We start from the raw sequence: 25,874 nt of genomic DNA, 5'->3' as shown, positions 1-25,874 counted from the left end.
TCCAGCCGTAGTTTTCGTATTGACAGCAGGCGGCGCGGCAAGTCTTTCATAAAGTCGCCAGCGATCCATTAGCTCTTTTTGAGCCATGCGTCGTAGTTTTTCAGCCTTGTCGGAATCGCTGTGATTCAAGATGTTGAATCGCGTCTCGTTATTCATGTACTTCTGGACGGGAATGCTCGGCGCTCGCGAATCCAACAGCAAGGGATTGCCACCGTCCTTGGTCCGCTCGGGATTGTAGCGGAACAGCGGCCAATAGCCCGATTGCACGGCTGCTTTCTGCTGTTCCATCCCATACATCAGATCGTATCCGTGGGCGATGCAGGGACTGAAGGCTATAATCAACGATGGTCCGTCGTAAGCCTCTGCTTCCCGGAATGCCTTCAAGGTTTGCGTATCCCCGCCTCCCATGGCCACCCGTGCCACGTATGCACTGCCATAGCTCATCGCGATGAGAGCCAAATCTTTTTTGGGGAGAGCTTTTCCGCTAAAGGCAAATTTGGCCACAGCGCCTCGCGGTGTGGCTTTGGAGCATTGCCCGCCCGTGTTGGAGTAAACTTCGGTGTCGAGCACCAAGACGTTCACATTGTGGCCGGAAGCCAGGACGTGATCGAGTCCGCCAAAACCAATATCGTAAGCCCACCCGTCGCCGCCGATGATCCACACGCTTTTCTTGACCAGCATGTCGGCCACGCCCAGAAGCTGGCGGGCTTCCGGGACCTTGACGGTCTCCAGTTTCTTTTTCAAAATCTCAACGCGCTTTCGTTGCTCCAGGATGCCGGCTTCGTCACTCTGGTTGGCGTTCAGGACCTCCGTGACCAGCTGCGTGCCGACCTGGGATTCGAGCCGTTTCAAAAGCTCGGACGCGAATTCTTTTTGCTTGTCGACGGACAGCCGGAACCCGAGGCCGAACTCCGCGTTGTCCTCAAAAAGGGAATTGGCCCAGGCCGGACCTCGGCCGTCGTTATTCTTTGTCCACGGCGTTGTCGGCAGATTACCGCCGTAAATGGATGAACAGCCGGTCGCGTTGGCCACCATCGAGCGGTCGCCGAACAGCTGGGACACCAGCTTGATGTAAGGCGTCTCCCCGCATCCCGCGCAGGCGCCGGAGAACTCGAACAACGGTTGCAGGAATTGGACCCCGCGCACGGAATTCTGCTTCACCCGGCCGCGGTCCACTTCGGAAATCTTGAGAAAATGACTCCAGTTGACATTCTCCGCTTCAAGAAAATCGTTGTGCGGCTTCATATTCAAGGCCTTGATTTTGGCCTCGGTCTTGCTCTTGGCCGGACAGACATCCACGCACAGGCCGCATCCGGTGCAATCCATGGGCGAGACCTGGATCGTGAGATCCCATCCCTCATATTCCTTGTCCTTGGCCTTGGCAGACTTGAACGTCGCCGGGGAGCCGTTCACGGACGCGGGCTCATAAACCTTGGTCCGGATCACGGCATGGGGGCAGACCATGACGCACTTGCCGCACTGGATGCAGATCTCCGGCTCCCAGACCGGGATCTCCTGGGCGATATTGCGCTTCTCCCACTGTGACGTCCCGACGGGAAACGTGCCGTCCACCGGCATGGCGCTCACCGGGATCTCGTCCCCGCGCTGCTCGATGATCCGCGCCGTGACCTTGCGGACAAAGTCCGGGGCCCCGGCCGGCACAGCCGGATGGCGGGAGAACTTGCTCGTCACCTGTCCGGGGACCTTGACCTCATGGAGATTTGCCAGGGCCTGGTCCACGGCGTTAAAATTCATATTTAAAATTTCCTCGCCCTTCTTGCCGTAGGTTTTCTTGATAAACGTCTTGATGCTTTCGATCGCTTCCTCGCGGGGCAGGACGCCGGCGACGGCGAAAAAGCAGGTCTGCATGATGGTGTTGATCAAGCCCTTGAGCCCCACCTCGCGGGAGACCTTTAAAGCGTCGATCACATAAAACTTCAATTTCTTGCGGATGATCGTTTCCTGGATCTCTTTCGGAAGATGGTCCCAGATCTGATCCGGGCCGTACGGCGCGTTGAGCAGAAATACGCCGGCCTCCTCGATCTCTTTGAGGACATCATACCGCTCGAGGAAACCGAACTGGTGGCAGCCCGCGAAATTCGCCTTGGTGATCAAATAGGACGAACGGATCTGTTTGGGGCCGAACCGCAGGAAGGAAATCGTCATGGAGCCCGACTTCTTCGAGTCATACACAAAATACCCCTGCGCATAGTTGGGCGTGTGCTCGCCGATGATCTTGATCGAATTTTTATTGGCGCTCACCGTTCCGTCGGCGCCCAGGCCGTAGAACACGGCCCGGACGGAGCCCTCGTTCTCCGTATTGAATTCTTTGTCATACTCGATGCTCTTGCGGGACACGTCGTCGTTGATCCCGACCACAAAATGCCGCTTGGGCGCGCTCTTGGCCATCTCGTCAAAGATCCCCTTGACCATGGCCGGGTTGAATTCCTTGGACGACAACCCGTAACGGCCGCCCAGGATCTTCGGGAAGTCCTTGCCCCATTTTTCCGGCCCGACCTCCATGACCGCGTTGACCACATCGAGATACAGCGGATCGCCGGCCGCGCCCGGCTCTTTGGTCCGGTCCAGCACCGACAGGACCTTCACGGTCCTGGGGACCGCCTGGATAAGAGCATTGTTCGAGAACGGCCGGTACAGCCGGACTTTCAGGACCCCGACTTTTTCGTTGCGCTTGATCAGGTAATCCACGGTTTCATGGGCCACTTCGGCGCCTGACCCCATGAGAACGATCACACGCTCGGCGTCCGGGGCACCGTAATATTCAAAGATCTTGTACTTCCGCCCGGTGAGCCCGCCCAGTTGGTCCATATATTTCTGCACGATCTCGGGGCAGACCTCATAAAAAGGGTTCACCGTTTCCCTCCCCTGAAAATAGACATCGGGGTTCTGCGACGTGCCGCGCATCACCGGCCGGTCTGGGGAAAGGCCTCTCTGCCGGTGCGCCAGGACCAGGTCCTCCCGGATCATGGCGCGGATATCATCATCTGTGAGCTGTTCGATCTTGGAAACCTCATGCGAGGTGCGGAATCCGTCGAAAAAGTGCAGGAAGGGAACGCGGGCCTCCAGGGCCGAGGCATGGGAGACCAGCGCCAGGTCCATGGCCTCCTGGACCGATGAGGAACAGAGCATGGCATAGCCGGTGCTCCGCGCCGCCATCACGTCCGAATGGTCGCCGAAAATGGACAGGGCCTGGGCCGCCAGGGAACGCGCCGCGATATGAAACACCGTCGAGGTCAGCTCGCCGGCGATCTTGTACATATTGGGGATCATCAGCAGCAGGCCCTGGGACGCGGTGAAAGTGGTGGTCAGAGACCCGGTCTGCAAAGCGCCGTGGACAACACCGGCGGCGCCGCCTTCGCTCTGCATCTCCTGAACAAGCGGGATCGTCCCCCAGATGTTCTTAAGCCCCGCCGAAGCCCATTCGTCAGCCAGTTCCCCCATCGTTGAAGACGGGGTGATCGGGTAGATCGCGATCACTTCGCTGATCCGGTAAGCGATATGCGCCGCGGCTTCATTGCCGTCGATCGTGACTTTTGGACGTGACATAAGACCTGCTTTCTTTTCTATTTTTTTATAGGCCAAGGAATCGGATCGCGGCCCCGCAAAGAACGATCGCGCCGCCGGCCAGGACATGGGAAAACCGCGCGACACGGCCGAGCCCCAGCACGTTCAGCCCGCAGACAGAGACCGTGACGGCAACCGTCATCGCGGCCAGCGTTGAGAGTCCGAAGACGCCGACGATAATGAACAGCCGCGCCGGTTCAGACCAGCACAGCGGGTGCGTCATCAACGGGATCAGCGGCTCGCACGGCCCGAAAAGGAAGATCAAGAACATAAACCAAAAGACAGGGCTGTTGGCCCTGTCTTCGATTTTAACCTCAGCTTCTCTCTTTTGAAAAACCCGGCGCGCGCCCCAAACCATGTAGGCAACACCGAAAGCCATGAGCGCCCAGGCGGCAACCCCTCCCCGGACAGACTCGATCACCCCGAAACGCTGCAGGGAAAGCCCCAGGCCGACAATCCCCAGCCCGAGAACCACGGCGCCGGCGATATGGGCCAGTCCGCACAACAGCGTCACGCCGATCGTTTTGGCCAGCGTCCATCGCCGGGATTTCGCCAGGGCGATGAACGGCACGTAATGATCGGGCCCCAAAAGCGTGTGGACAATTCCGACGGCAAACGCCGCCTGGATCATCAAGGTAAATTCCTGGTTCATGACCGCCCTCTTTCCTTTTTCAAGAATTTTCTGCGATTGAGCTCCTCGGCCAGCCTCCGCCGCTCGTCACGGTGCAATTGGCACTGGATGGCCTTGTAAACGTTCTCGTCTTCGGCCTTGATATGATTGCGGATCAGGCAATACAGATAGATGCCTTTTTCCCAGAGCTTTTCTGTAATGGCGCGCCGGCGGATGCCGTTTTTTTCCTGCCTGAGCTTCTTTAACAGAACGTCGACGGAAATCAGGCTTTCCTGGAATTCCTTGTGGTCCCCTCTCAGAAAATTCAAAACCGGTTCCAGTTTGGGGATATGCCTGTTCAGGAACGGGAAGATCACCTTCTCTTCCTCCTGGATGTGCCCGCCGAGAATGCCGCGGAAGTATTTCAGAATAGCGTCGATGTCCCGGAGACTTTTCTCAAAGGAACATTTGCCGCCGTAATGCAGGTCACTGACAGATTCATACAGCCGGTCGTTGGTGGCCAAAAAATCTTCATGGCTTTTTGCGATGGACTTCATGATCTCTTCCGCTTTCAGCATATAGGCGCCTCGTGGTTGGGGTGGTGCTTGGATCTGGATATGCCTTCAGGATAAAGAGACTGGCCCCGAAGCGGACATCCGCTGTCCAGGGCTGGCATGGGATCCTTTTTGAATCCGCCTAAGTATAAGATATTTAGGGAAGACTGTCTGTGACTGGAGTCACAAGGGGAGAAAAAACTTCCGGAAAGGCCCGGATTCAGGACTTTAACAGCTTTTCCAAGCCGGCGCGGTCCAGGACAACGATACGGTGAGGTTGTATGTCTATAAGTTTCAGACGTTTAAGGTTATTCAAATGGCGGGTCACAGTCTCTCGGACAACCCCGATCCTCTGGGATATTTCCTCATGCGTATAAGGGAGTTTAAAATGCTGGGAATCCAGGGGTTTGCCGTTGGCGCTGGCGGTCATGTCCAGGATGAACTTCACCAGCCGGCGCTGAGGGTCATCCAGGGAGACCCCCTCGATCAGGGAGCAAAAACGGTTAAGACGCTCGGCAAAGAGGTGATTCAACTTGATCATGAGCTCGTGATTACTGCGGACAAGCCGGGTGTACTGGTCCCGGTGAAAATACCAAACTTTGCAGTCTGTCATGGCCTGGGCCGTGGACGCGCAACACCATTTGGGGTCGCCGGGGTTGCAGACGCAGGAATCTCCCGCTTCGAGAACCTCCAGGATCTGCTCCTTGCCATGGGCCGATGTCCTGAACATTTTGACGCGGCCGCTCTGGACAATAAAGACCTGCTCACAGCGGTTGGCTTCCATGAGCAGAATTTGCCCCTTTTGATAGCTCCGCTCTTGCAGCAACGGTTTCAGGGACGCCAGGACTGCGGGAGATAAACCCTGGAACAATTTCACATCCTTCAGATGCACGTTATGTTTGGCATATTCGGAAGGCATATTAAGGTATTATCTTACCCCATCAGATAGGGGTTTGCAATATCGGGATTCGCGCCATCACCCCGGGGGGGCTGCCACAACAGTCTCCGAACCCGGAAGCGGCGCCCTTTCCTTTTTCAAGCCCTCATGTATAATAAGGGAAATCTTAACAACTTGATTCTAACATGAGCCATCCCAAACCATTCCGAGAATTTTGCCTCGCTGCCGTTGCCATCGCCGTCCTGCTCTGCGCCTCCTTCTACGACGTCGTTTTCTTCGGTAAAACCTTCAAGGTCACCACCGCCAACCCCCAGGCCCTTTCCTCCGGACCCTACGGGCAGGAACAGAACAAACCCAAATTCTTTCCCGTGACCAGCACGGATTCGTCCATGATGGAAGAACCCTTCTACGAATTCGTCAGGCGCTCCCTGCGCGCCGGAGAGATTCCTCTCTGGAACCCTCACCAGGCCTGCGGCTATCCATTCATCGCCATGCTGGAACTGGGAATTTTCTTCCCGTTGAATTTTGTTCTCTACGTCCTGCCGTCGCTCTATGCCTGGGATGTCATGATTTTTCTGCGATTTCTCCTGGGCGGCCTGTTCACGTACGCCTTCATGCGGACCTTGCGCTATAAGCCCGTTCCTTCGCTGGGGTCGGCGATCGCGTTCACGCTCAGCGGGCCGATGGTCCTCCTGCAATACCTGTTTACCAACGTGGAAATATTAACACCGCTGGTTCTGCTCGCGCTGGAGCGGCTGGTGCGCCACCCGCGCCTACCGTCGGCCGGGCTGGTGGCTGTGGCTGTGGCCGCGACGTTTTATGCCGGCCATCCTGAGCACGTTTTCTTTGTTAACCTCTTCGCAGGCCTTTACGTTGTCTTCCGGGTCCTGACCGTCCGGCCGCGGCCACCGCTGGGCCGTGTCTCTGCCGTACTGGCGGCCGGATATCTCCTGGGGCTGGGGCTTTCCGCCATGGTCCTGTTTCCCTTCCTGCGCAACCTCCATGCGGAGCTGTGGCATAACCACCCTCCCCTCATCGGGCTGAAGCCCGACGGGCTTCCGCTCTCCCGGCTCATCACCCTGGCCTCCCCGTATTTCTTCCAAAAGGAACCGGTCAATTTTGAATTCACGCCGGCCGGATGGCTGGGCGGATACGTCGGGTTTCTGCCTCTGGCGCTGGCATTCATCGGCCTGTTCCGCAACCAGCGGCGGGGATTGAATTATTTCTTTTTCCTCGCGGCGTTCCTGAACATCTCCAAATCCTATTTCGGCTTTCCCTTCATCAACTGGATCGGATATCTTCCCATCCTGCGCGACTGCCGGTTCTTTGTGCACACCGGGCATCTGTTCGCTTTCAGCGTGGCGATCCTGGCCGGCATGGGGATCAAGGTGATCCTCAACGACCGCAAAGCGTTTGTCAAAAGCCTATCTGTTGTCCTTCCCCTCGCGCTGATGGTCGCAGGATATTTGTGGGTCTACCGGCAGGCCGCCCATTTTCCCTTGTCCCTGCACGCCGGGCTATGGGCCGTCGGAGCGCTCACGGCGCTGTCCTTTGCGCTGTCGCTGAAAAACCTGTCGCGGGTCAAGAATTTCTGGATCGGAGGCCTGGTTCTCCTCCTCCTCACCGGGGAGCTTTTCGGATACATCCACAGGGGGCGGGTCAACCGCTTTGACAGTTATCCGAAGGTCCCCTACATCGAGGCCATGAAAAAATCCGCTGATCCCATCCGCGCTTACGGGATCTTCTGGACGTTTCATCCGAACACCGCCTCCGGTTACGGCGTGAACGATTTCGGCGTTGCCAGCGGCCTTCTTCCCCGGCGGTACGTCAATTTTGTGAACAACTTTCTCATTGAAGGATATTTTCAGCAGGACTTGAAACACGCGTCCCTGTGGGCAATCCCCATCACGCTCATGCCCGGGCCGCGCCCTTACCTTGACCTCCTGAACATCGCATTCACCGTCGCGCCCGCGCAAATGCCGGCCACCATTCCGCCGCAGGCCGTCAACATCTTTGCCAAAACCGTTTATTCCGGCGAGGCCGCGCTGCTTTTTCACGCGTCGGCCTACCCCAGGGCGTTCATTGTGCACAAGGCCGAATTCGAACCGGACGAAACCTCTGCCGTTGCGAAAATCAAACTCCTGCGCAACAATCTCCGGCAGGTCGCGGTGATCCATCATCCGGCCGTGCCTGAGATCGTCGAACAACTTCAGGCCGTCCCTCTGTCAGACGGCTCTTCCGCCCGGATCGTCAAATACACCGCCAATGACGTCATCGTCGAAGCCAACATGGAGCACGCGGGATTCCTGATGCTGGGGGACAGCTACCACCCGGACTGGACGGCGGATGTCGGCGGAAAGCCAACGCAGATCTTTTTTGCCGACGGGTTGATCCGGGCGGTCTTCCTGCCTCCGGGCCTTCACACGGTACGGTTCCGCTTCGCGCCGGTATCTTTTTATGCCGGAGCCCTGCTCAGCCTTTTGTCCCTGGCGGCTGTCCTGGCCTTCGCTCTCCGCAGCCGTATTCAAGGGCGGCCATAACCACCATCAAAAGAATTACGCCTTGAGGATTTGGAACTGGGGAAGGATCTCCTGCGACTGGTCGTGGAATAACTGCCAGCCGGATTTGCGCAGGAACGTCTTGTTCCAGCGGTAACGCAGAAGGATTTTCAGGAGGGTCCAGCAGTAATTGAGGGCCGTAATGTTCGACTTGTCGCTGGAATCCACCCACTTCAGGGGGATCTCGACGATCTTCAGCCCTTTTGTGGCATAGAAAAGGACGTTGAGCTCGGGGTTGAACTGGAACGAATTCGTCAGGTGCCGGAAAGGATATTGTTTAAGGATGTCTGTCCGGATGAGCAGGATCGCGGCGCCGGAATCCGTCATCTTCTGGCCGGTCAGCAGGAACGTGAGAAAATTGAACAGCAAATTCCCGATCACCCGCATGCGGTTATAGCCGGCGGTATCGCTCTTCTGGGTGAAACGGCTGGCCACAGCCAGGTCGACGTTCGGGTTCTCCGCAAGGACTTTTAAAAAACTCCGCGCTACATCCTCCCCGCCCCCCTGCCCGTCGCCATGAATGATCATGAAGTGCGTGAAGCCGTGGTCGAGAAAATACTGGTAAGCGATCTTCTGGCTTCCGCCCAGGCCGTAATTCTGCAGATTCTTGATGATGACCAGACGGCGGCCCAGTTCCCCGCCCTGGCGCTGGAGACCCTTGAGGATGTCCAGGGTCTTGTCCTGGCTGCAGTTGTCCACGGCCACCACTTCCGCCACCGAGCGCAGGGTCTCATCAGAAAACGACCCCAGGACGTTTGGGATCGAATTCTGAACGTTGTAACAGGGAAGGAAGATGCCGATTTTTGCCATAGGTTATCCCGCCGGAGATCTATCCCAGAGGCGCGAGGCTCGCCTGGCTCCGGCCCTGGTCCTCGGTGAGAAGATGATACAGCATCTTCTTGCCGAGAAAATGCAGCAGGTGATCAAAGGGGTCGTTGTGCAGGGGCGACATGTTGAGGAAGATCAGGCTGGCCATGACCTTGACCTTGTGCAGATCGAAACCGTTGTGGACGATGAAATTCTCATACTCCTCGCGGGCCTCCAGAAGGTCACTCTTGACGTAATACTTGTAAAAAACGCTCGATCCGCTCATGTCGAAATTGAACATCCCCTCCTTGATGAGCTGATAGGACAACGTCAACCCGCCGTACATCTTGGCCAAATCATAATAAAGGTCCCCCATCTCAATAAGCCCGCCGAAATCCTGGCGCCAGTCCAGGAGCGCAAACTGTTCCTTGCGGCCGCGCTTGTCCTTGATGACCAGGACGTTGTCACACTGAAGATCGCCGTGGATGGTCGCGGGGATGCCGTCGCAGATGTAATCCCAGTTCACCTGTTCAAATAGCTCTTTCAGCGGCGGGATGTCCTCGCCGTTGACATTGCTGGCGCAGTCATACAGGCCCGTCTTGGCGTAAAAAGTCTTGAGCCGTTCCATGGTCTTGTCGTAATAAAATTTCCGGCAGGCCGCCGAGAATTCGTTTTTCTTGTCCGCGAACAACTCCTGTTTCTTCCAAAGATAGGCCTCGGCCCACGACAGAAAATCGTTGAGCAGCTGGTTGTTCAGGATGCTGTAAAGTGTCTGGCCGTCGATTTTTTTATAAACATAAAAATTCTCGCGGCGGTCTTCGATCCTGGGGGTCAGCCCGCCCAGCGCCAGCGACCGCTCATAACGCTTGCGGATGATCTCGGGGTTGGCGTAGTACTTGATCACCCGGTCTTCGACGAAATACAGGAACTCGTCGCTCTTGCTGAAATCGAACCCCTGGTTCTGGCCGGAAAGGTTTTTGTTGGTCTCGATGTATTTCTTGAGGGTGCCCGTGTCGAACCAGGTGAAATGGATGGGGACCAGCTGTTTCTCGATGAGGTATTTGAAGCCGTTGGATACCTGGATCTCACCGGCGATCACGTCCTTGTTCTTTTCCAGGGCTGAAAAAAAGACCTGGTGGTCGTGGATCCCGGCCAGCCCGATCCAGGCGAACCGGTTGTCGGTCTTGACCTTGTCGTCGATCTGGCAAACCAGGTTGTTCTTGATCTTGATCGTGCAATAGTCCTCCGTGTTCTCAACCGGCGCGACGCCGTACCAATTTTTGTCAGGAACCGGCACCTCTTCCAGGACAATGGTGTCAGCGGTGAACAGGACAAACGGGCAGTTCAGCTCCTGGCGGCACTGCAGGAGCGAATACCCCGGGCCGGTCCCGGGTCCGACGTATTCCGGAATCCGGATGAACTTGAACGTCCGGTCGGGATGCGCCAGAGCCAGGTAATCCATGAGGGTCTCTTTTTTATGGCCGACCGCCACGACGACCTCGACATCCGCGGGAAATTTCTCGATGATATGAGAGATCGTGGCCTTGAAATTGACCGGCAGGAGGGCCTTGTTGACGTGCTGGGACAAGGTCCCCATGCGGGCGCCGGCGCCCGCGGCCAGAATACACGCTTTATACTTCATCGTTTCCTCTTGGGTTTAAAAAACCGTTTTAAAATCTCCTGGCAGGCGTCGAGCACGGCGCCTCCTCCGGCCCCGGATTCGGTGACAAAATCCGCGGCTTTCCGCGCCTCTTTCCGCGCCCCGGCCGGGGCGATCCCGAACAGGCAATCCTTAAGGATCGGAACGTCGAAAATCCCGTCACCCATGAAAATCAGGTTCTCGAATCCGTATGTCTTTCTCATATACTCGTGGCGGTCCTGTTCCAGGACCAGCGCAATCGGATAGCCCATGTCGTCCGCCCGCTTTTTCGAAATGCCAAAACCCCGGTGGTCGGCGCTGATAAAGGAAATGTTGACCTTGTCCCTCAACATCTTCAGCCCGTCCGCGTCATGCGGCCCAAAAACCTTATAGGCTTTTCCGTCGCTGGAATACAAAAACTGCCCGGTGGTCAGGACACCGTCCACGTCCAGAACAAAATGAAGCTTGCTCATCGCTGCGAACCCTCACTTCCCGTGAAGCGCTCCCGGCGCATCACGGTTGTCTTGGTAATACTCGATCAAAAGATTCCAATTGTGCAATATCTGGCGGTGTCGTTCAGTGGCCACAAACGGCACAAGCATATAAACGCAGAACAAAACAACAGCCACTCCCTGAACAACCCGCGAACCGAACCGGACTATCGCGTAACACATGGCGAACAGGATCAGGTAAACCGGCCCTTCCAGGAACCGCGACTTAAGCCAGGCACGCGTGCCGAACTTGACGAAATCCATAAAAAAAAGAAAAAACGGCAATACCGCTGCAGCCATCAGAAAAACGTCATAGATTACGCCGTCAGCCCTGGAAAGCGGCGTCCTGGCCGCGCCGGAAACAAAAAAATAATTCGTGGTCAAAATGGCCGCCAATATCATACCATAATAGCCCACGAATTGTAACAGCCCGAGGCAATATTCGTTGTAAGTCGCGACCTCCCGGTAATCTCCCAGGGCAAAGCCTCCCGTCTCAACCGGCTCCATGGGAGCCCGGAATCCGGGAGAAAGAGGCTGAAACGGAATCTCGCCCAGGAATTTCCCTAAAAATTTAAGAAACGCGACGGCGAAGCGGTTTTCGACAAAAAGATTGCCCAGAAAGATCATCCCGGCCGCCATGGCCGCCCCCAGGACGGCCAGCCGGAGCAATCGCCCGTTCGCCGCGCGGTCCCAGTTCACGCAAACCCCGTAACCCCTCACGGCCATCCGGAAAAACAAAATCAAAAGGACCGCCGCCACAGCCGCCAGCCTTGCCGCATAAACATACCGCCCATCAAACGCCATGCCATAAAGCAACAGGCAGGCGGCCACGGAAAGATAACAGATCAGTGTTCCGCTCCAGGGTTCATCTCTCAACCGGTAAGGCCGGCGGTAAGCCACCCAGGAAATCAAAAGCACCGCCTCCACCATCAGCAGCCAGAAGACGTTCGAGCAGGACGTCGCCGTCAATCCCAGCCCCGCCAGCAGAAAAAACACCCAGGGAAACGGTTTTCGCTCTCCCGGGGCCGCAAAAATTTCCGCCAGCATCATAAGCACCAGCACAGGCCCCACCACCCGGCCGGAATGTGCGCAAAAAAACAGCAAATTCGCGGAATCAAAGATCAAATAATACTTCGTCGGATCCAGGGATGTTGTTCCCAGGAATAGGAACAAAGACATCACCAGGGATAGGACGTTAGACGCGCCAAGGTTCCTGAAAATGGAAAAGAGGAACACCCAGGCAGAGACCTTGATCACGCCCAAGGTGACCCACCATGGCAGGATCGGATTAAAATGCCACTGGATAGGGGACAACAACCAGTAATGGAAAATCAGCTCGTCATAATGCTTGGAAAGCACGGGGAAATGGGACAGGGCGGCCTGGTCCCACATATTGTGGAGATAGGCATACTGGTAAGGCCCGTGGCCGACCCAGATGAAATCCGCGAACCGGACTTGATGGAGCAGGGCATACACAAAAAATACCGTCAGGATGACCCCGACGCACAGGAATCGGGCGCTCAAAAATCTTTTCCAACCCGCGAAGATGCCCCGCCAGCCATTACGGGGGCTATCCGGACGATGGAAGAACATCAGAATTCCGATCACCACCATCGTCGGCCAATAAATCTGCTTGTAGGGAACAAAAAGGGTCATCACCCTCAACAGGCCGATGGTGCACAAAAAACCAACAAAAAAAGACGCGAGAACCTGCAGCCCGCGTCCCATATCTGCCGGATACCGATAAAGGCGGTGGCTCAGCCGGTAACCGAAGAATGCCACCGTAAGATAATTGACCGCCAAATAAATGACCGTCAGGACAGAAAAGCCCGTGAAGGAAACATCCAGCGCGTTTTTGTGCATGAAAACGAAAACACGGTAAACCGCGGGCAGGTGGACCAGCGACAGGCCGGCCAGCAGGCCGAGCGTCAGGCAACACAGGACAGGAAGGAAATAAGAACTGGAATTTTTCATGACAAGGCCGGCTTGCGTTTCCACCTTCCGGGGGGCCGCGCCATCCCGGTAACGAAGGAGAACGCGGAAACGCGAGAAACCGTGCGTTCCACCGTTATTTTATATATAATATATGATATCCGTCTGTCGGCCCATCATAATTTTCGTTTTCCCGACGGCGCGCACTTGCGGCCCCCAAACGATGACGATCTCTCCACCCAAACTCCGTGCTCTCTTCAAGCCGCTCATTCTCGCGGCCGCGTTCACGGTCGGCCTGGGGGCCGGCGCTCTCTGGGCTGAAAAAATCTCCCGGGAAGAAAGGGAAACCATCGCCGCCGTCCGGCGAAGCGTCCCCTTCCAGATCATCCTGACGCTCTGTTACCTGGCCAAAAGCGACCGGCAATTCACCGACACGGAACGCCGCATCATTGTGCAGATAGCCCGGCAGATCGGCCTGAACAGCTACCAGCAAATCCTTGCCACATACCGTGTCATCGACTTCGGGGACAAGAACGGATTTGACGCCCGCAGCATCTGCCGGTCCCTGAACAAAACCTTGGACCCTCAAGCCAAAAATTCTCTTATCGCGACCGGGAAAGCCATCATCGCTTCGGACGGAGCTTACGGCCTGCCAGAACAAGGCGCTCTCGGGGACATCATGGAGCACCTCGGCCTGCCCCCTCCCCCACCGCACCGCTGGTTCAGTTGGTAAAGTCAGGCAAACTTGCGCCAGCCTACGGCTCCACAAGTTGATGGCTCATTAATACTTGAGATTGACCTGAGTATAGATCCAGTCCGTGTCGTCGTTGGAACCCGTGTCGCCCACGTAGTCAGCGGTGAAAAAATGCGCGTAACCCGTCTCCCATTGAACATGGGAATTCCACGCGTACGCTGCACGCAGAGAGACCTCCTGCCCGACATAATGTCCGCGTTCCCCGCTGGTTTTACTGCGCAGGACCGTCCCGGAAGAATTGACCCAGGCGTCCGACGTGCTTTCCAGCCAGAAGAAATTCGTCTGCGGGGTCAGCTTGAGTTTGGCGGTGGGGGACACCGTCACGCCGAGCGCGGCCTCCCGCATATTTTGCCAACGGAAGAAATCCAGAAGACCGTACGCTGTGTGGGTGGATTGGTAAAGCGGATTAAACGTGCCGGACACATCGTCGCCGGGATCGCGGTCGCCCGAGGCCTGATTATACTCAAAATTGACCTTCGATTTCCATGCCGTCTTGTCAAACCCCCTGCTCAAGACAACAGCCAGGGCATAAGCGCGGATATCCTTGCCGCCGGTTGAGCCGAACTGGTAGGGCGCTTCAATGTCGAAATCCAGCAGGCGGCCGAGTTTCCCTTGCAGGCGCGGGCCGAAGGTATGACGCTCCACGTCACTGGTCCCGCTGGTGATCCGCTGGGTCAAAAAATACCCCTCGGTCAAAAAAGAGGCCTTGTCTTTCTGGTACCCGCCGTAAACGCCGGCCAGGAATTCTTGCGGCGAAGAATCGTTAAAATTATTGTCGTCGTACTTCATATCCTGCAGATAGATCGCGTCACCCTTCCAACCGGCGTTCTCATAATTAAAAATGGCGGCGTCAAACGTCCGCATCCGGTTCGACCAGGCCGGCGCCCCGATCAGCCGGCCTTTGCCGTATTCCGCTTCCTGCCGGCCGAGCTTAAGGCCGAAATCCGAACCCAGAATCCGGTTCCAGCGGATATACCCCTGATGAAAATCGAAATCATCCTTCTGCGCGGCAACGGGCTTGATCCGGTACCCGCCGGTCTGGGCGTCGAGCCCTTGCACAAAAATTTCCAATTTGTCCCCGTCCTCATCCTTCAAGACGGATTTCAGGTCCAGCCGCAAACGGTGGAAAAATGCCCCGCCGTTGTCCTTGCGGCCGTCGTTGAAATCAAAATCATACTTCTGCTCATACCGGACCCTCTCTTCGACCCCGGCTTTGTACGTCCAGCGCCCGGCCTCTTCCGCGGCCTGCGCGGCACCGCTCATTCCCAGAACAAAACACAAAACCCATCCCATAAGACGAACCATCGATCAATCCTTTCCGCTGATTCTAAAATTCTTTAATGTCCGACCGGGGTCAAATCAACCCCAACCCCAGCAACAGAGCGACAACGATCAGCATCCCGCTGACCAGCCATTGAACAAACGGCAAGGTGATCTTTTTGATCAACCGGTTGCCCAGCCAGGCTCCGGCAAAGGCGCTGACCACCGCCGCGGATAAAAGAGGAATATGCGCCTGCAAATTTTGAGACGACAAATGTGTCGCGTAAACAGAAATCCGGGACACATCCACCAGGCAGGCGATCACGACCCCGGTGGCGATGTAAACCTCTTTGGGCAGATCATATTTGATCAAAAACGCGCTGCGCAAGGCGCCCTGATGCCCGGAAACCCCGCCAAAAAATCCGCTTACAGCCCCGCCCAGCGGCAGATATTTCTTGTCGAACGCCGCCCGCGCAAACCTCGGGCTCAATTCCAGGGCCGTGAAAGCAATGATCAGAACAGCGATGAGAACCTTCACTGGAGTTATGGCAAATTCCCGGCCGCCCAACTCATACTGCAGCCAGGGGGCAAAGCGGTCGCACCACACAAGAACCTTGGCGCCGATGAGCGCCGCAAGCAAGGCCGGGACGCCGAACAGAAGAACAATGCGCCGGTCCGCACGCCGTCCCACCAAAAACAGCTTGAAAATATTGTTCAACAAGTGCACGATCGCCGTCAACGTGATGGCGAGCTCGATGGGAAAAAACAGGGCAAAGGCCGGCATCAGGATCGTGCCGAGGCCGAACCCGGAAAATAGCGTCAACCCGGAAGCCACGAAAGAGACAACAACAATTAAAACAAAAGGAATGACAACCTCCCCTTTAAACCGCTGATAATCACATTTACCCTGCTCCGTCAACGCTCACTCGCAGGATCGCTTCACCCCGGCTGCCCCAACCGCGGGGCGGGGCAAGTCGTCCGGGGTTAATGGTTTGGCCCCTCTGGGCCAAACCACCCTGAACGAAGTGAACGGGTTCGCGCGGATGAGTTATGTCGCCCGGCAAACCAGGGCTCCATAACTCACGCGCTCATTAATCCATCCATCGGATCCATTGTTTGTCCACGCAGCGCTTCAAACATGTTCCTAAAATCATGGCCACAAGATAACCGTACGGCAACCCGGCCGCCATTACGCCGACCAGAAGCGCCAGGGCGAATTCACCGCGGGACTCCCTCAAATCCCTCATGAGCCGCATCAGGGCCAGGCCTTCAAAGACCAAGATCGTCCCCAGGACCGGCTTGGGAAAGAAATGGATCACCTCCCCAAACCCCTTGCTGAAAAACAGGCCCAGGACCAGGTAAAAGATTCCGTAGATCACGACCGAGCCGCCGGTCCGCGCGCCGAAGGCATGATGGCCGGCCATGCCGCCGGACCCGTGGCAGGTCGGAATGCCGCCAAAAAACGGATTCAAAAGGTTCATCAGCGAATATGTCAGCCCGATCCTCCGGACCGTCACGGGCTTTTCCGGAAAAAAATCTTCAACCGTCTGGCGGGTGGCGAAAATGGAATTGCAAATGGACAGCGGAACCTGCGGCAGGGTCAGCATCACCAGCCCTGTCAAAATGTCCGAAAGGGCCGGGACGCGCGGCTGGGGCCAGGTCACGCCGAAAGTGCCGGGCAGGGCTGAAAAATCCGCTTTGTAAACAAGAGCGTAAATGATCCCCAGGAGGATCACAAACGGCGCCGGAGGGCACTTTTTGTTTCCCAGCAGAAAAACGATCATCAAAAACCCAATGCCGGCCAGCGCATATCCGCCCGCCCCTTCCGACGGGATATAATCCTTCAGGGAGAGCATGGCCAGCTGCAGGCCGAGCCCGAACTGTACGCCGCGGATCACCGATTTGGGAATGACCCTGGCCACCCATCCCAGGAGGCCGGACAGGGACAGGGCCAGCATCAGAACACCGATCGCCAGCCCCCCGCCGTAAAGGATGTTGCCGCTCAATTTCTGGGTGATCATGATCACGGCCATGATCTTGAGCGGCTGGACCGCCATGGGGATCCCATAGACCACTCCGGTGAGGACCTGCATCGCCCCGAACATGACAAACGTGCTGGTCACGTCCAGCCCGCAGGCCAGGATCATCCCCGTGATCAAGGGAAAGTCTGTCCCGATGTCGCCGAAGCTTCCGGAGAACTCGTTGCGGTTGAAGCGGACCCTGTCCGAGAAGAACTTAAGCATCCCCCGGCCTTCCCATCACAATCTTTTCAGCCCCTGGAAAAGCGTTTCCCTTTCCAATGGCTTGAGCTCCGTGTCCAATGCCAGATAAATCTTTTCATATTCCGCGCGCAGATGATGGCGCATGCAGCAGATCAAAAACGTCCCCTGCTTCATCAACCGCTCCACCCTCTCCAGCCGCCGGGACAGGACATTCTCCTGGTGGAGCTCGGCCCAGAAAATTCCCAGCTCCGCTATCCGTTCACGGAACTCCTGATGGTCCTTGCGCAGAAGCCCGATCAACGGGGAGAGCCGCGGGATATGTTTTTCCAAAAAATCGAAGGCTCTCTCATCATCATCGATATGCGGCACCATTGTCTCCTTGAAGAAGTCCAAGACCTCCTTCATTGCCGCCTCATTCCTTCCATCGCTCGACCGCCCTTCATAGCGCAGGTTCACCAGCGTGGTCTCGAATTTTCGCAATTCATCCGAGATCTCTTCGTGGGCGGCCCTCAGCAGATGAAAGGCTTCGTGGGTGTCGGACATTCTGTCAACTCCTGTCAATTTTACGCCTAAGACTGAAGTTTGCCTGCGAACAGCATGGTGCCGGGAAGACATTACGGCGACGCGGGGGCGTCCTGCGAGGAAATCTTTCTTAACCCTTCAACATCCCGGATCAGGATCTCCCCCGGGAGGATCTCGACGTAACCTGCCTTCTTGAACGCGTTGAGATGGCGCGTCACCGTCTCCCGGGTCGAACCGACCCTCTGCGCGATCTCGCCTCTTGTGAAGGGAATGGAAACAAGGTTCTGATGATTTCGTTTGGCCACGCTGTTTTCATTCATGTCCAGGATAAAACGGGCGAGCCGTTTTTGGGTGTCGTTCAGGGACACTTGCTCAATGAGGCTTCCGAACCGGAAAAGCCGTTCCGCCAGCAGTTGGATCAGGGCACGGGACAGGCGCGAATTGTCCTGGACCAGCCGGACATATTGCTCGCGCGGAAGATACCACACAACGCAGTCTGTCAACGCCTGGGCCGAGGAGGAGCAGCACCAATTCTGTTTCCCGGGGTTGCAGGCGCAGGTATCCCCCGCATTCAAGACTTCCAGAATCTGCTCGCGCCCTTCCGCCGACATTTTAAAAATCTTGATCCGCCCCGACCGCACGATCAATATCCGCTGGCAGCCGTCGCCTTCCGTATAAAGAAACTGGCCTTTGGTTAAACGCTTTTCAATCAGACAAGATTGGATGGCCCGGAGATCCTGGGGAGAAAGGCCTCGAAATAAAGGGATGTCGGCAATCGGGATGGACGCAGAATGTTCTGCCATGGCGGATTCGGCCCCGGGGCTTTCCGGGGTCAAGAAACGCCACCGGGCCGGGACTTCACTCAAAAGATTCTATCACAGCGCCGCCAAATCTTCGACTACAAAAAATGGTCTTCCCCCGGGTCCTCTCCGGTGAGTTTCTTCCCTCAAAGCCGCGGTTTTTTGATACAATAAATTCGAAACAGGCTTTGAAGATCCTGCAACCGCGGGCTGTTCTCATGAAGGAGGGCACATATGCCGCTGACCCAGAGCGAAATTGAAGACATTTTGAAAAAAACCCTGCCGGATCTCCGCGGCGAGGACATCTCAAAAGCCGCCCGGACGATTTTAGCCGCGGCCGGGGAATGGCAGGAAGTTGACGTGGACGAAAAGCTGGGGGCCGGCATGTCCATCCAGTGCAAGGATATCTGCGCCCTGGGCGAGGCCTACAGCAAGGGCGTCCGCATCCGCGCCTTCATCGCGCGAACTCCGTCATAATCTTCACAGCCATTTGGCAAACAGGTCATCCCGCAACTGATCACTCCCCCCCCCCGCCTGCCGGAATTTTCAAGAATGAACCCTGTCCACGCTTATTGGCCGTGTTCGTTTTGATCCGGAGGATCAACGGGCTTTTCGGGATCATCCCGCCGGTGTTTCTTATCCGCCTTTGACGGCAAGCCGTTAAGCCAGGTCAGCTTCATGGGATATTCGTCCGGATCAAACATCGTCGAATAACCGTGCCAGACGATGATCGCCAGACACGCCAGGACCGCCTCATAATAATGCACCGCAGCGACCACGTCATAAACCCATTTCGGAAGAACGCTTAACAGCCAGTCCGAGGCGACCATCAGCGTCCCGGTCACGATCATAACGATCGACCCCCAAACCAGGGCCCAGTACTCAAACTTTTCAACATAACTATACCGTGAATAGAGCGGCCGCTGTGTCCGCTTTCCCAGATTATACAGGAGCGTCTCCCAGAGCTGGACAAAGTCGCTCCCCTTCAGCCAGAGCGCCTTTATTTTCTCGCGTCCCCGCTTTGTCGCCAACAAGTATATGGTGTGATAAATCAGAAAGGCACAAAAAACGACCGCGGCGATCCGGTGCCCCAGCCGCCTCCACTCGCCATGCCCGGCAAATGGCGCCGACCACCACGTCTCCGGGTATTTCAAGGCGAAACCCGTATACGCCAACACCGAAAATGACAGGAGCAGGATGAAGTGCTGGACTCGTTCATTGACCGTCATGCGCATCGTCTTTCCGACTGCGGCGTGCGCCCGGTAATGCTGACGGAGTTTACGCGCCCAATCGATGCCGTTGTGAAACAGCATAAAGCCGATGACAAAGGCGATCAGCAGGACGTAAAACCGGCGCACGACCATGACGGCGAAATGCTCCAGAGAAGGCCTGCGGCCCGAATGGATCTGCCCGTTCGCGACCTGGCCGGTCATGCCGGCATGGCACTTCCCGCATGTTTTGGAGAGGTTATCTTTATGGATTGACGAACGCGGGTCTATGGACGGCAGGATATCATGCACGCCGTGGCACGACGCGCAATTCGCGGATGTGACCGACCCTAAACGGACATCCAGCCCATGATAACTTTCCATGTACGTCTCAACCACGTACTTCGGCAGTTGATAGCGGGTCGTGATCCGTTCCGAAGCATGGCACTGCCCGCATGTTTCGGAGATATGGGACGGATAAACTTTCGATGTCGCAAGCTTGACCGCATCTATGGTGTGTTCGCCATGGCAGTCGGTGCAGACAGGGGCGTCACGCTTTCCGGCCTTGACCGCCTTCCCATGAATGCTGCGGTCATAGGTCTGCCGGACATTTTCATGGCATTTGCCGCAGGTGGCGGGAATATTTTGCCAGAAAAGTTTTGACTGCGGGTTCGTGGATTTATGCAAATCATGCGAGCCGTGGCAGTCCGTGCAGACGGCCGCGGCGTTGTTGCCCTTCTCCGTCAAGGCGAGACCGTGAACGCTTTGCTGATATGACTCGATCGGCATTGTTTGCGAAAGATGGAACTGCGCCATCCCCTTGATATTGTCGTGGCATTTCGCGCAGGTGGCGGGAACATTCAACCGATATACAGGCGACTCCGGGTCGCGGGAGTCCAGGAGGGCGTGAGACTCCCCGTGGCAACTGACACAGGTCGCGGCTTCGGTGGTGCCTTTGCTTAAAGCCAGGCCGTGATCACTCTTAATATAAATTTCGGACTCGACCGCGTGACAGCCGGAACAACTGACGTTTTTTAATTTTTCGGCGTGGGGAATTCCGGTGATATCGTCATGACAACTGATGCAATCGTTCTGGCCATGAATGGACCTTTCAAACTTTTCGATATCGACGAAAGGGGCGGAGTCCTTGTCGCTATGGCAGGCCAGACAGCTATCGTTGTCCAGGTCCTGGCCCGCGGCCGGCGGAAGGACAGCTGTCAGCGCAAGGGGAACAAAAACGGCGGCGGCCCGGATATGGCGGCCCAGGGATATGGCAAGAGGATTATTGCGCGGCATGGCAGGTCGTGCACTTCTCTTCCGTGACATCAATGCCGACGTCAACGGGGTGGCGGAACTCCTGGGCCATCGACGGGGTCTTGGCCACCTCGTCCGGCGGGCCCTGGGCGATAAAAGTGTGGCAGGCGTTGCAGTCGTTGCTGATCACCTTGCCGTCCTTGCTCTTGTGCATCCCGTCGTGGCACCGGAAACAGCCATCCGAGATCATATGCCCGATGTGGTTCGGATGGGTCCGCCAGTCCACCTTCATTTCCGGGAAATAATTGTTCTTGTATATCCGGATGAGCTCCTGCGTGGCCTGCTGGATGGCGGCGCCTTTTTCCCTGACGATCTCTGGATAGCTTTTCTGGTAATAATCGGACAGCCCGGTCAGGATCGCCTGCTCAGCTTCATGTTCGTTCGTGTAAGAAGCGTTCAGCAATTCGATGGATTTTTGTTTCAAATAAGGGAGAGAAACGTCCAGCCGGCCGATTATGAACGACTGGTCCAGCTCGCGGTCCGGGGGATGGAACACGTGGCTCGGGCGGTTGTGGCAGTCGATACAGTCCATGCGCCTGACCTCGGACGTGGCGACCTTCTCCGGGGTTATGGGATTTTCCGTGGACATGTATTCCGTCACAGTGCCGTGGGGATCGGTGGATCTCACCCAAGGGATCACGGTCCGTTTGTCATCCGTCGCAATATAATCAATGGTGTTTTCGATGTTCATGTGCCAGTGGATACCCATGGCGGCACCCTTCGACGGGTCGCCGCCGCCGACCTTGATCAGCATCTGGACCTCCCATGGCGAATTGGTCTCATCGGCCAGGTAATGGGTATAGACCTTCTGCTGAGCCCCAAAAAATTTGGCGGGCCAATGGCACTGTTCGCAGGTTTCTTTAGAAGGGCGCAAATTGTGCACCGGCGTGGGGATCGGCCTGTCGAAATTGTTGGCCGCGGTCCGGTACACCTGCCGCAGGCCTGACATCTTCGATCGCACATACCAGTTCGCTCCGGGCCCGATGTGACATTCCACGCACTTGACACGCGCATGAGAAGAATTCATGTAGGCCGTGTGCTCCGGCTTCATGACTTCGTGGCAGACAATCCCGCAGAAATGCACGGACTCGGTGTAATGAAACGCCTTGTAAGCGCCGACGATGGTCATGACCAGAAGGATCGTCGATCCGGACAAAAAAACGATCGCCGCGTTGCGGTGCGTGGGGACGGTGGGGTCAAAAACCAGGGGCCTCAAAACACCATCCAATTGGCCTTTTTGTATCCTTAGCCGTTTCCCCAAGGCCCCCAGGGGGATCAAAATCAGGCCGATGATCAAAAAAGGAGGCAGAAAGACATATGTCAGGATCCCCAAATAAAAATTTGCGCCGCCGGAGAAAAAATCGATCCCGAAGAGGACCGCCTCAATGACAAAGAAAACGATTGTCAGAATGACTCCGGCCGCCGTCACTCCGTTGTAAAAATAATCGGAAAACTTGCATCTCCGTGCCGCCAAATTCTTATTTGAAGATTCCTGCGTCAATTCAAACCCTCCCCATATTACTGTTCATACACCACGCCCCTCCCGGAATCAAGGAAAGTTTTTATAATATCCCTGTAAAAACAATGGGGACGCAAACACTCTTCGAGCGCCCCTGAGAGATAAAATCAATCCGGATCCCGCCCGCTATGCGCGCGAAATAACGGAGGTATTGATTTCCCTTATTCCTTGAAGTCTTCGGCAGGGCCGGCCTGCTGATAAGTGTCTGCTGTTGGTTTGGGATTGAGTTTGAGGACCGCCTGGCCATAGGCGTTCGGCTCATGCTTCCCGTCGTCCTTCTTGGGAACGGCGTCCACATGGCAAAAGAGGCACTTCGGCTTGGAATCAGGGAAGGCCCCCTTATAGATCTTGATCTGTTCCACATTCGCAAGAGCTGGTGTCACCCAGGCTGCGATTAGGAAAGGTGTTACCCACAGAACTTTTTTCATTGTCGTCCTCCTTATGTTTTTTGGATCATTGGGTTTTTGTGTCAGCTAAAAATCAGCAACTGGTCCATTGATATGCCGACCTCAGGCCTTTTTCGTTTCCGGCTCAAACCAGGGTGGGAGAATTTTGGCAAGCACGAACAAAATGACAAATGGCAATGTGAGCAAGAAAATACACATCACAATACCTTCCAACCCGAAAATCTGCGTTTTATAGACGGTCAGCCCCCTTAAGCTTTTCGAAAAAAGCTGTCCCCCGATCACCACGTTCCAGCGAGTACTGAAAATGCCAACCTGAACCAAAAGCGTTGAAAGGAAATAGATCATCCTCTTCATCTCGTCGGGCAACCCGCCAAACCTGGCGACGGTGATGCCAACGATAGGTGTCAGGGTGCCGAAGATAATCTGTGTGATGATTAAACTTAAGAACAACCGGTTTTCTATCAAATCGGACAGGATATGGATGGACTCCTCCGATTCATAGAGCCGGTGAATAAAATCCAGAGTTTCCAGTGAGAAATCAATCAGCATGGCATAGAGCAAAAACTCCGCCAACTTGTTCAGGCAGGCCATGTCGGGGGCTTTCCAGCGGAACATGTCAGTAATCATGTGCAGCAGAAAGACCATCGCAATCCCGGAGACAATGGCCGAGAACAGGAACACAATGGGCATCAGGACCGAACTCCACCAGGGGTTTGCTTTAATGGAGCCGAAAATAAACCCGACATACCCATGCAATAAAAAAGCCGATGGGATTCCGATAATCGTGATGATCTTCCCTGCCCGGTCGTCAAAGTGCACGGCCCTCTCGGAAATATCCGTGGCGCCCAAGGTTAGCAACCCATAGAAATATTTTGCCAATCCCTTTTTTTCTCTTGCCCAGATCACTATATTTTTACGGTAATCAAACCAAATCTCGAGCAATAAAACCACGAGTAAGTACCACGCATAAACGAAGCCGAACATGGCCATGGCCGAGCTGACATGAGGGGTCCACAGCATTTCTAATGCGCGCTCGGGATGACCCAGGTGGGAAAAAAGCGGCAAAGGCGCGACGATGAGAAAAGACAGGGCCGTCAGAAGCGCCAATCGATACACCGGTTCCAACACTTTGACGTTAAAGGTCCTATTCAGGGAGGCGAGGATGAAAGCCCCGGCGACCAGGCCGGTCAAATACGGATAAATGACGATCAGCAACCCCCACTGGAGTTCATATTCATTGGGATAAATGAATCCGCTGAAAGGTGGGTGCATATTTTATCTCACCTCTCCGTCCGCGCCGGCGTAGAAGACCTTGGGCTTGGTGTTTAACTCCGGTTTTAACGTCCTCGTGTCGTTAAAACGGAGGAATCTCGAGATCGGACTGCTTTGCTGGCCCAATTCCCCGAAAACTCTCGCTTTCGTCGGACAGACCTCAACACAGGCAGGGAGCTTTCCTTTGGTGATCCGGTGATAGCAAAGCGTGCATTTATCGGCAACGTGCTTTTCCGGGTGCATATAGCGCGCCCCGTAAGGGCAGGCCTGGATACAATAACGGCAGCCGACGCAATATTCCTGATCGACCAGCACAACCCCGTCCCGGCTTTTGAACGTGGCCCCAACGGGACACACCTGGACACAGGGAGGATTAGCGCAATGATTACATAACTTGGGGACGAAAAACGCTTTCAAAATCTCTCCTTCGCCTTTGAAATCCGGAAAACCGTCCATCCCTCCGTTGGGGCTATCGACCCTGGTTTCTCCATCGGTGGGGGTGATATATCGCTCCACCCAGGTCCTGAAAAAGAAGGGTTCCTTGCATACGCCGTTTTCTTCTTTGCACGCCGCCACGCATTTCCCACAGCCGATGCATTTGCTGATGTCGATCCCCATCGCATAATTGTGCTTCGTGGGATCATACTCCTCGATCCCCATGGCCAGGAGTTTGTCGATCTGAAAGGTCAGAAGAAAAAATGCCACGGACGGCACGGTTTTCATGCAATAGATCAGAAAGTCTCTCCTGCTGATGATATTTTCTGTTGTCATCGGTTCGCCTCCGGATTGTGGGGATAGTGACAATCCCAGCACAGATAACGCCCTCCATGGGTCAGAAGATCGACCCTCGGAATTTCCGCGGGGCTGTTGGCGTCGCGGGCATGACACTGACCGCAAAATTCTTTATTTTCCGGCTTCTTGACCTCAAAAGCCCGGGGATTCGTTAAATGCTCGGGAGCGGCCTCATGGCACGTCGTGCATTCCAACGCGGCGTGATGGGAAACCATCTTCTGGCTGGCGATCCCTCGATGACAGGCGCTGCAATCATTGGGCGTATGAGGGAGCGTTGGATTATGGGGCTGGTGGCATTGTGTACAAAATTTCCCGGGGTTGTGCTGATTGGCAATGATTTGTGGAAATCCCGTAGGCCGCGCCGGATTATAATCGTGACAGATGGTGCATTGGCTGCGGTACCGGGGGATTTCCGGCTTTGATTCCGTTGGATCCTGGATATGCTGTTCCCCCGGGCCGTGGCAAACCTCACAAGAGATGTTTTTATGGTATGACTTCGCCTTGAGGGCATAGATATCATCATGGCATTCGGCACAGGCCTCGGCTCCCGCGTACTTGGTTTCTTTAGCCTTGATTTCATCAACCGCTTTCGCGCGGTAATGCCCGTACAGGCCAAACGTCGGTGGCATGAAAAATCGACGGGCGCAGATGAAAACCGTGATGGCGACCGAAAAAAGAACGCATAGACTAACGACCTGTTGCGGAATCCTTGGAAGTTTCATTCACGGAC

General features: G+C 55.7%; 22 protein-coding genes. 3 read left to right on the top strand and 19 right to left on the bottom strand.

All coding sequences use genetic code 11. The features are described from left to right. The 4 genes from nifJ to Q8Q08_10395 all read right to left on the bottom strand — a co-directional run. On the bottom strand, positions 1 to 3,567 hold a 3,567-nt coding region (gene nifJ / locus Q8Q08_10410), incomplete at its 3' end, for a pyruvate:ferredoxin (flavodoxin) oxidoreductase (GenBank protein MDP2654428.1). Between the two features lie 25 nt (positions 3,568 to 3,592). Further along, positions 3,593 to 4,237 (bottom strand): hypothetical protein, encoded by a 645-nt coding sequence (locus Q8Q08_10405; GenBank protein MDP2654427.1) that lies wholly within the window; start codon positions 4,235 to 4,237, stop codon positions 3,593 to 3,595. Continuing rightward, positions 4,234 to 4,773 carry a hemerythrin domain-containing protein gene (locus tag Q8Q08_10400; protein MDP2654426.1) on the bottom strand — a complete coding sequence of 180 codons (540 nt, stop codon included), beginning with the start codon at positions 4,771 to 4,773 and terminating at the stop codon, positions 4,234 to 4,236. The genes Q8Q08_10405 and Q8Q08_10400 overlap by 4 nt, the downstream gene beginning before the upstream one ends. Before the next feature lie 196 nt (positions 4,774 to 4,969). After that, on the bottom strand, positions 4,970 to 5,668 hold the full coding sequence (locus tag Q8Q08_10395; GenBank protein MDP2654425.1) for a Crp/Fnr family transcriptional regulator: 699 nt from the start codon (positions 5,666 to 5,668) through the stop codon (positions 4,970 to 4,972). Positions 5,669 to 5,832: 164 nt separating this feature from the next. Between Q8Q08_10395 and Q8Q08_10390 the strand changes: the two genes are divergently transcribed. Continuing rightward, complete coding sequence (locus Q8Q08_10390) at positions 5,833 to 8,187, top strand: YfhO family protein (GenBank protein ID MDP2654424.1); 2,355 nt, start codon at positions 5,833 to 5,835, stop codon at positions 8,185 to 8,187. Between the two features lie 15 nt (positions 8,188 to 8,202). Here Q8Q08_10390 and Q8Q08_10385 read toward each other — a convergent pair whose 3' ends face one another. Genes Q8Q08_10385 through Q8Q08_10370 form a run of 4 tightly spaced genes read right to left on the bottom strand, consistent with a single transcriptional unit; the run spans position 8,203 to position 13,116 of the window. Then, the gene (locus tag Q8Q08_10385) at positions 8,203 to 9,015 is read right to left on the bottom strand and encodes a glycosyltransferase (protein ID MDP2654423.1); all 813 of its coding nucleotides are present in this window, start codon (positions 9,013 to 9,015) and stop codon (positions 8,203 to 8,205) included. A gap of 19 nt (positions 9,016 to 9,034) precedes the next feature. Next, positions 9,035 to 10,654: an NTP transferase domain-containing protein gene (locus Q8Q08_10380; GenBank protein ID MDP2654422.1), complete on the bottom strand. Its 1,620-nt coding sequence runs from the start codon at positions 10,652 to 10,654 to the stop codon at positions 9,035 to 9,037. Next, on the bottom strand, positions 10,651 to 11,124 hold the full coding sequence (locus Q8Q08_10375; protein ID MDP2654421.1) for a phosphatase: 474 nt from the start codon (positions 11,122 to 11,124) through the stop codon (positions 10,651 to 10,653). The genes Q8Q08_10380 and Q8Q08_10375 overlap by 4 nt, the downstream gene beginning before the upstream one ends. 12 nt (positions 11,125 to 11,136) lie before the next feature. Then, entirely contained in the window at positions 11,137 to 13,116 is a 1,980-nt protein-coding gene (locus tag Q8Q08_10370) for a hypothetical protein (GenBank protein ID MDP2654420.1), read from the bottom strand. 181 nt (positions 13,117 to 13,297) lie between these two features. Between Q8Q08_10370 and Q8Q08_10365 the strand changes: the two genes are divergently transcribed. Next, the gene (locus tag Q8Q08_10365; protein MDP2654419.1) at positions 13,298 to 13,807 is read left to right on the top strand and encodes a hypothetical protein; all 510 of its coding nucleotides are present in this window, start codon (positions 13,298 to 13,300) and stop codon (positions 13,805 to 13,807) included. Positions 13,808 to 13,855: 48 nt separating this feature from the next. Here Q8Q08_10365 and Q8Q08_10360 read toward each other — a convergent pair whose 3' ends face one another. The 5 genes from Q8Q08_10360 to Q8Q08_10340 form a co-directional block, all read right to left on the bottom strand. Next, positions 13,856 to 15,133: an alginate export family protein gene (locus tag Q8Q08_10360; GenBank protein ID MDP2654418.1), complete on the bottom strand. Its 1,278-nt coding sequence runs from the start codon at positions 15,131 to 15,133 to the stop codon at positions 13,856 to 13,858. A gap of 49 nt (positions 15,134 to 15,182) precedes the next feature. Then, positions 15,183 to 15,956: a sulfite exporter TauE/SafE family protein gene (locus tag Q8Q08_10355; protein ID MDP2654417.1), complete on the bottom strand. Its 774-nt coding sequence runs from the start codon at positions 15,954 to 15,956 to the stop codon at positions 15,183 to 15,185. 223 nt (positions 15,957 to 16,179) lie between these two features. After that, positions 16,180 to 17,331, bottom strand: coding sequence for a putative sulfate/molybdate transporter (locus Q8Q08_10350; protein ID MDP2654416.1), 1,152 nt, complete (start codon positions 17,329 to 17,331; stop codon positions 16,180 to 16,182). Between the two features lie 15 nt (positions 17,332 to 17,346). Continuing rightward, positions 17,347 to 17,853 carry a hemerythrin domain-containing protein gene (locus Q8Q08_10345; protein ID MDP2654415.1) on the bottom strand — a complete coding sequence of 169 codons (507 nt, stop codon included), beginning with the start codon at positions 17,851 to 17,853 and terminating at the stop codon, positions 17,347 to 17,349. 71 nt (positions 17,854 to 17,924) lie between these two features. Continuing rightward, positions 17,925 to 18,635: a Crp/Fnr family transcriptional regulator gene (locus Q8Q08_10340; GenBank protein MDP2654414.1), complete on the bottom strand. Its 711-nt coding sequence runs from the start codon at positions 18,633 to 18,635 to the stop codon at positions 17,925 to 17,927. A 231-nt stretch (positions 18,636 to 18,866) separates the two neighbouring features. Between Q8Q08_10340 and Q8Q08_10335 the strand changes: the two genes are divergently transcribed. Further along, positions 18,867 to 19,109 (top strand): hypothetical protein, encoded by a 243-nt coding sequence (locus tag Q8Q08_10335; GenBank protein ID MDP2654413.1) that lies wholly within the window; start codon positions 18,867 to 18,869, stop codon positions 19,107 to 19,109. A 92-nt stretch (positions 19,110 to 19,201) separates the two neighbouring features. On the opposite strand, the gene Q8Q08_10330 is transcribed toward Q8Q08_10335, so the two are convergent. The 6 genes from Q8Q08_10330 to Q8Q08_10305 all read right to left on the bottom strand — a co-directional run bounded on the left by Q8Q08_10330 (position 19,202) and on the right by Q8Q08_10305 (position 25,866). Then, positions 19,202 to 21,136: a cytochrome c3 family protein gene (locus tag Q8Q08_10330; protein MDP2654412.1), complete on the bottom strand. Its 1,935-nt coding sequence runs from the start codon at positions 21,134 to 21,136 to the stop codon at positions 19,202 to 19,204. After that, positions 21,123 to 22,628 carry a NapC/NirT family cytochrome c gene (locus Q8Q08_10325; GenBank protein ID MDP2654411.1) on the bottom strand — a complete coding sequence of 502 codons (1,506 nt, stop codon included), beginning with the start codon at positions 22,626 to 22,628 and terminating at the stop codon, positions 21,123 to 21,125. Before Q8Q08_10325 ends, Q8Q08_10330 begins: the two co-directional genes overlap by 14 nt. A gap of 206 nt (positions 22,629 to 22,834) precedes the next feature. Further along, positions 22,835 to 23,101, bottom strand: coding sequence for a hypothetical protein (locus tag Q8Q08_10320; GenBank protein MDP2654410.1), 267 nt, complete (start codon positions 23,099 to 23,101; stop codon positions 22,835 to 22,837). A gap of 81 nt (positions 23,102 to 23,182) precedes the next feature. Beyond that, positions 23,183 to 24,352, bottom strand: coding sequence for an NrfD/PsrC family molybdoenzyme membrane anchor subunit (nrfD, locus tag Q8Q08_10315; GenBank protein MDP2654409.1), 1,170 nt, complete (start codon positions 24,350 to 24,352; stop codon positions 23,183 to 23,185). A gap of 3 nt (positions 24,353 to 24,355) precedes the next feature. Then, on the bottom strand, positions 24,356 to 25,123 hold the full coding sequence (locus Q8Q08_10310) for a 4Fe-4S dicluster domain-containing protein (GenBank protein ID MDP2654408.1): 768 nt from the start codon (positions 25,121 to 25,123) through the stop codon (positions 24,356 to 24,358). Then, complete coding sequence (locus Q8Q08_10305) at positions 25,120 to 25,866, bottom strand: cytochrome c3 family protein (GenBank protein ID MDP2654407.1); 747 nt, start codon at positions 25,864 to 25,866, stop codon at positions 25,120 to 25,122. The genes Q8Q08_10310 and Q8Q08_10305 overlap by 4 nt, the downstream gene beginning before the upstream one ends. Positions 25,867 to 25,874 lie beyond the last annotated feature (8 nt).

The organism is Candidatus Omnitrophota bacterium, from assembly GCA_030688425.1.
Classification (GTDB): Bacteria; Omnitrophota; Gorgyraeia; order Zapsychrales; family JANLHA01; genus JAUYIB01.
The sequence above is the reverse complement of the archived record's forward strand: the minus strand, read 5'-3'. Positions and strand labels throughout refer to the sequence as shown.

Coding starts and splice junctions, on each gene's coding strand:
- Q8Q08_10375 (MDP2654421.1), bottom strand. CDS start 11,124: ATGAGCAAGCTTCATTTTGTTCTGGACGTGGACGGTGTCCTGACCACC.
- Q8Q08_10390 (MDP2654424.1), top strand. CDS start 5,833: ATGAGCCATCCCAAACCATTCCGAGAATTTTGCCTCGCTGCCGTTGCC.
- Q8Q08_10360 (MDP2654418.1), bottom strand. CDS start 15,133: ATGGTTCGTCTTATGGGATGGGTTTTGTGTTTTGTTCTGGGAATGAGC.
- Q8Q08_10310 (MDP2654408.1), bottom strand. CDS start 25,123: ATGACAACAGAAAATATCATCAGCAGGAGAGACTTTCTGATCTATTGC.
- Q8Q08_10345 (MDP2654415.1), bottom strand. CDS start 17,853: ATGTCCGACACCCACGAAGCCTTTCATCTGCTGAGGGCCGCCCACGAA.
- nrfD (MDP2654409.1), bottom strand. CDS start 24,352: ATGCACCCACCTTTCAGCGGATTCATTTATCCCAATGAATATGAACTC.
- Q8Q08_10350 (MDP2654416.1), bottom strand. CDS start 17,331: ATGCTTAAGTTCTTCTCGGACAGGGTCCGCTTCAACCGCAACGAGTTC.
- Q8Q08_10320 (MDP2654410.1), bottom strand. CDS start 23,101: ATGAAAAAAGTTCTGTGGGTAACACCTTTCCTAATCGCAGCCTGGGTG.
- Q8Q08_10400 (MDP2654426.1), bottom strand. CDS start 4,773: ATGCTGAAAGCGGAAGAGATCATGAAGTCCATCGCAAAAAGCCATGAA.
- Q8Q08_10380 (MDP2654422.1), bottom strand. CDS start 10,654: ATGAAGTATAAAGCGTGTATTCTGGCCGCGGGCGCCGGCGCCCGCATG.
- Q8Q08_10335 (MDP2654413.1), top strand. CDS start 18,867: ATGCCGCTGACCCAGAGCGAAATTGAAGACATTTTGAAAAAAACCCTG.
- Q8Q08_10340 (MDP2654414.1), bottom strand. CDS start 18,635: ATGGCAGAACATTCTGCGTCCATCCCGATTGCCGACATCCCTTTATTT.
- Q8Q08_10370 (MDP2654420.1), bottom strand. CDS start 13,116: ATGAAAAATTCCAGTTCTTATTTCCTTCCTGTCCTGTGTTGCCTGACG.
- Q8Q08_10405 (MDP2654427.1), bottom strand. CDS start 4,237: ATGAACCAGGAATTTACCTTGATGATCCAGGCGGCGTTTGCCGTCGGA.
- Q8Q08_10365 (MDP2654419.1), top strand. CDS start 13,298: ATGACGATCTCTCCACCCAAACTCCGTGCTCTCTTCAAGCCGCTCATT.
- Q8Q08_10305 (MDP2654407.1), bottom strand. CDS start 25,866: ATGAAACTTCCAAGGATTCCGCAACAGGTCGTTAGTCTATGCGTTCTT.
- Q8Q08_10385 (MDP2654423.1), bottom strand. CDS start 9,015: ATGGCAAAAATCGGCATCTTCCTTCCCTGTTACAACGTTCAGAATTCG.
- Q8Q08_10330 (MDP2654412.1), bottom strand. CDS start 21,136: ATGCCGCGCAATAATCCTCTTGCCATATCCCTGGGCCGCCATATCCGG.
- Q8Q08_10395 (MDP2654425.1), bottom strand. CDS start 5,668: ATGCCTTCCGAATATGCCAAACATAACGTGCATCTGAAGGATGTGAAA.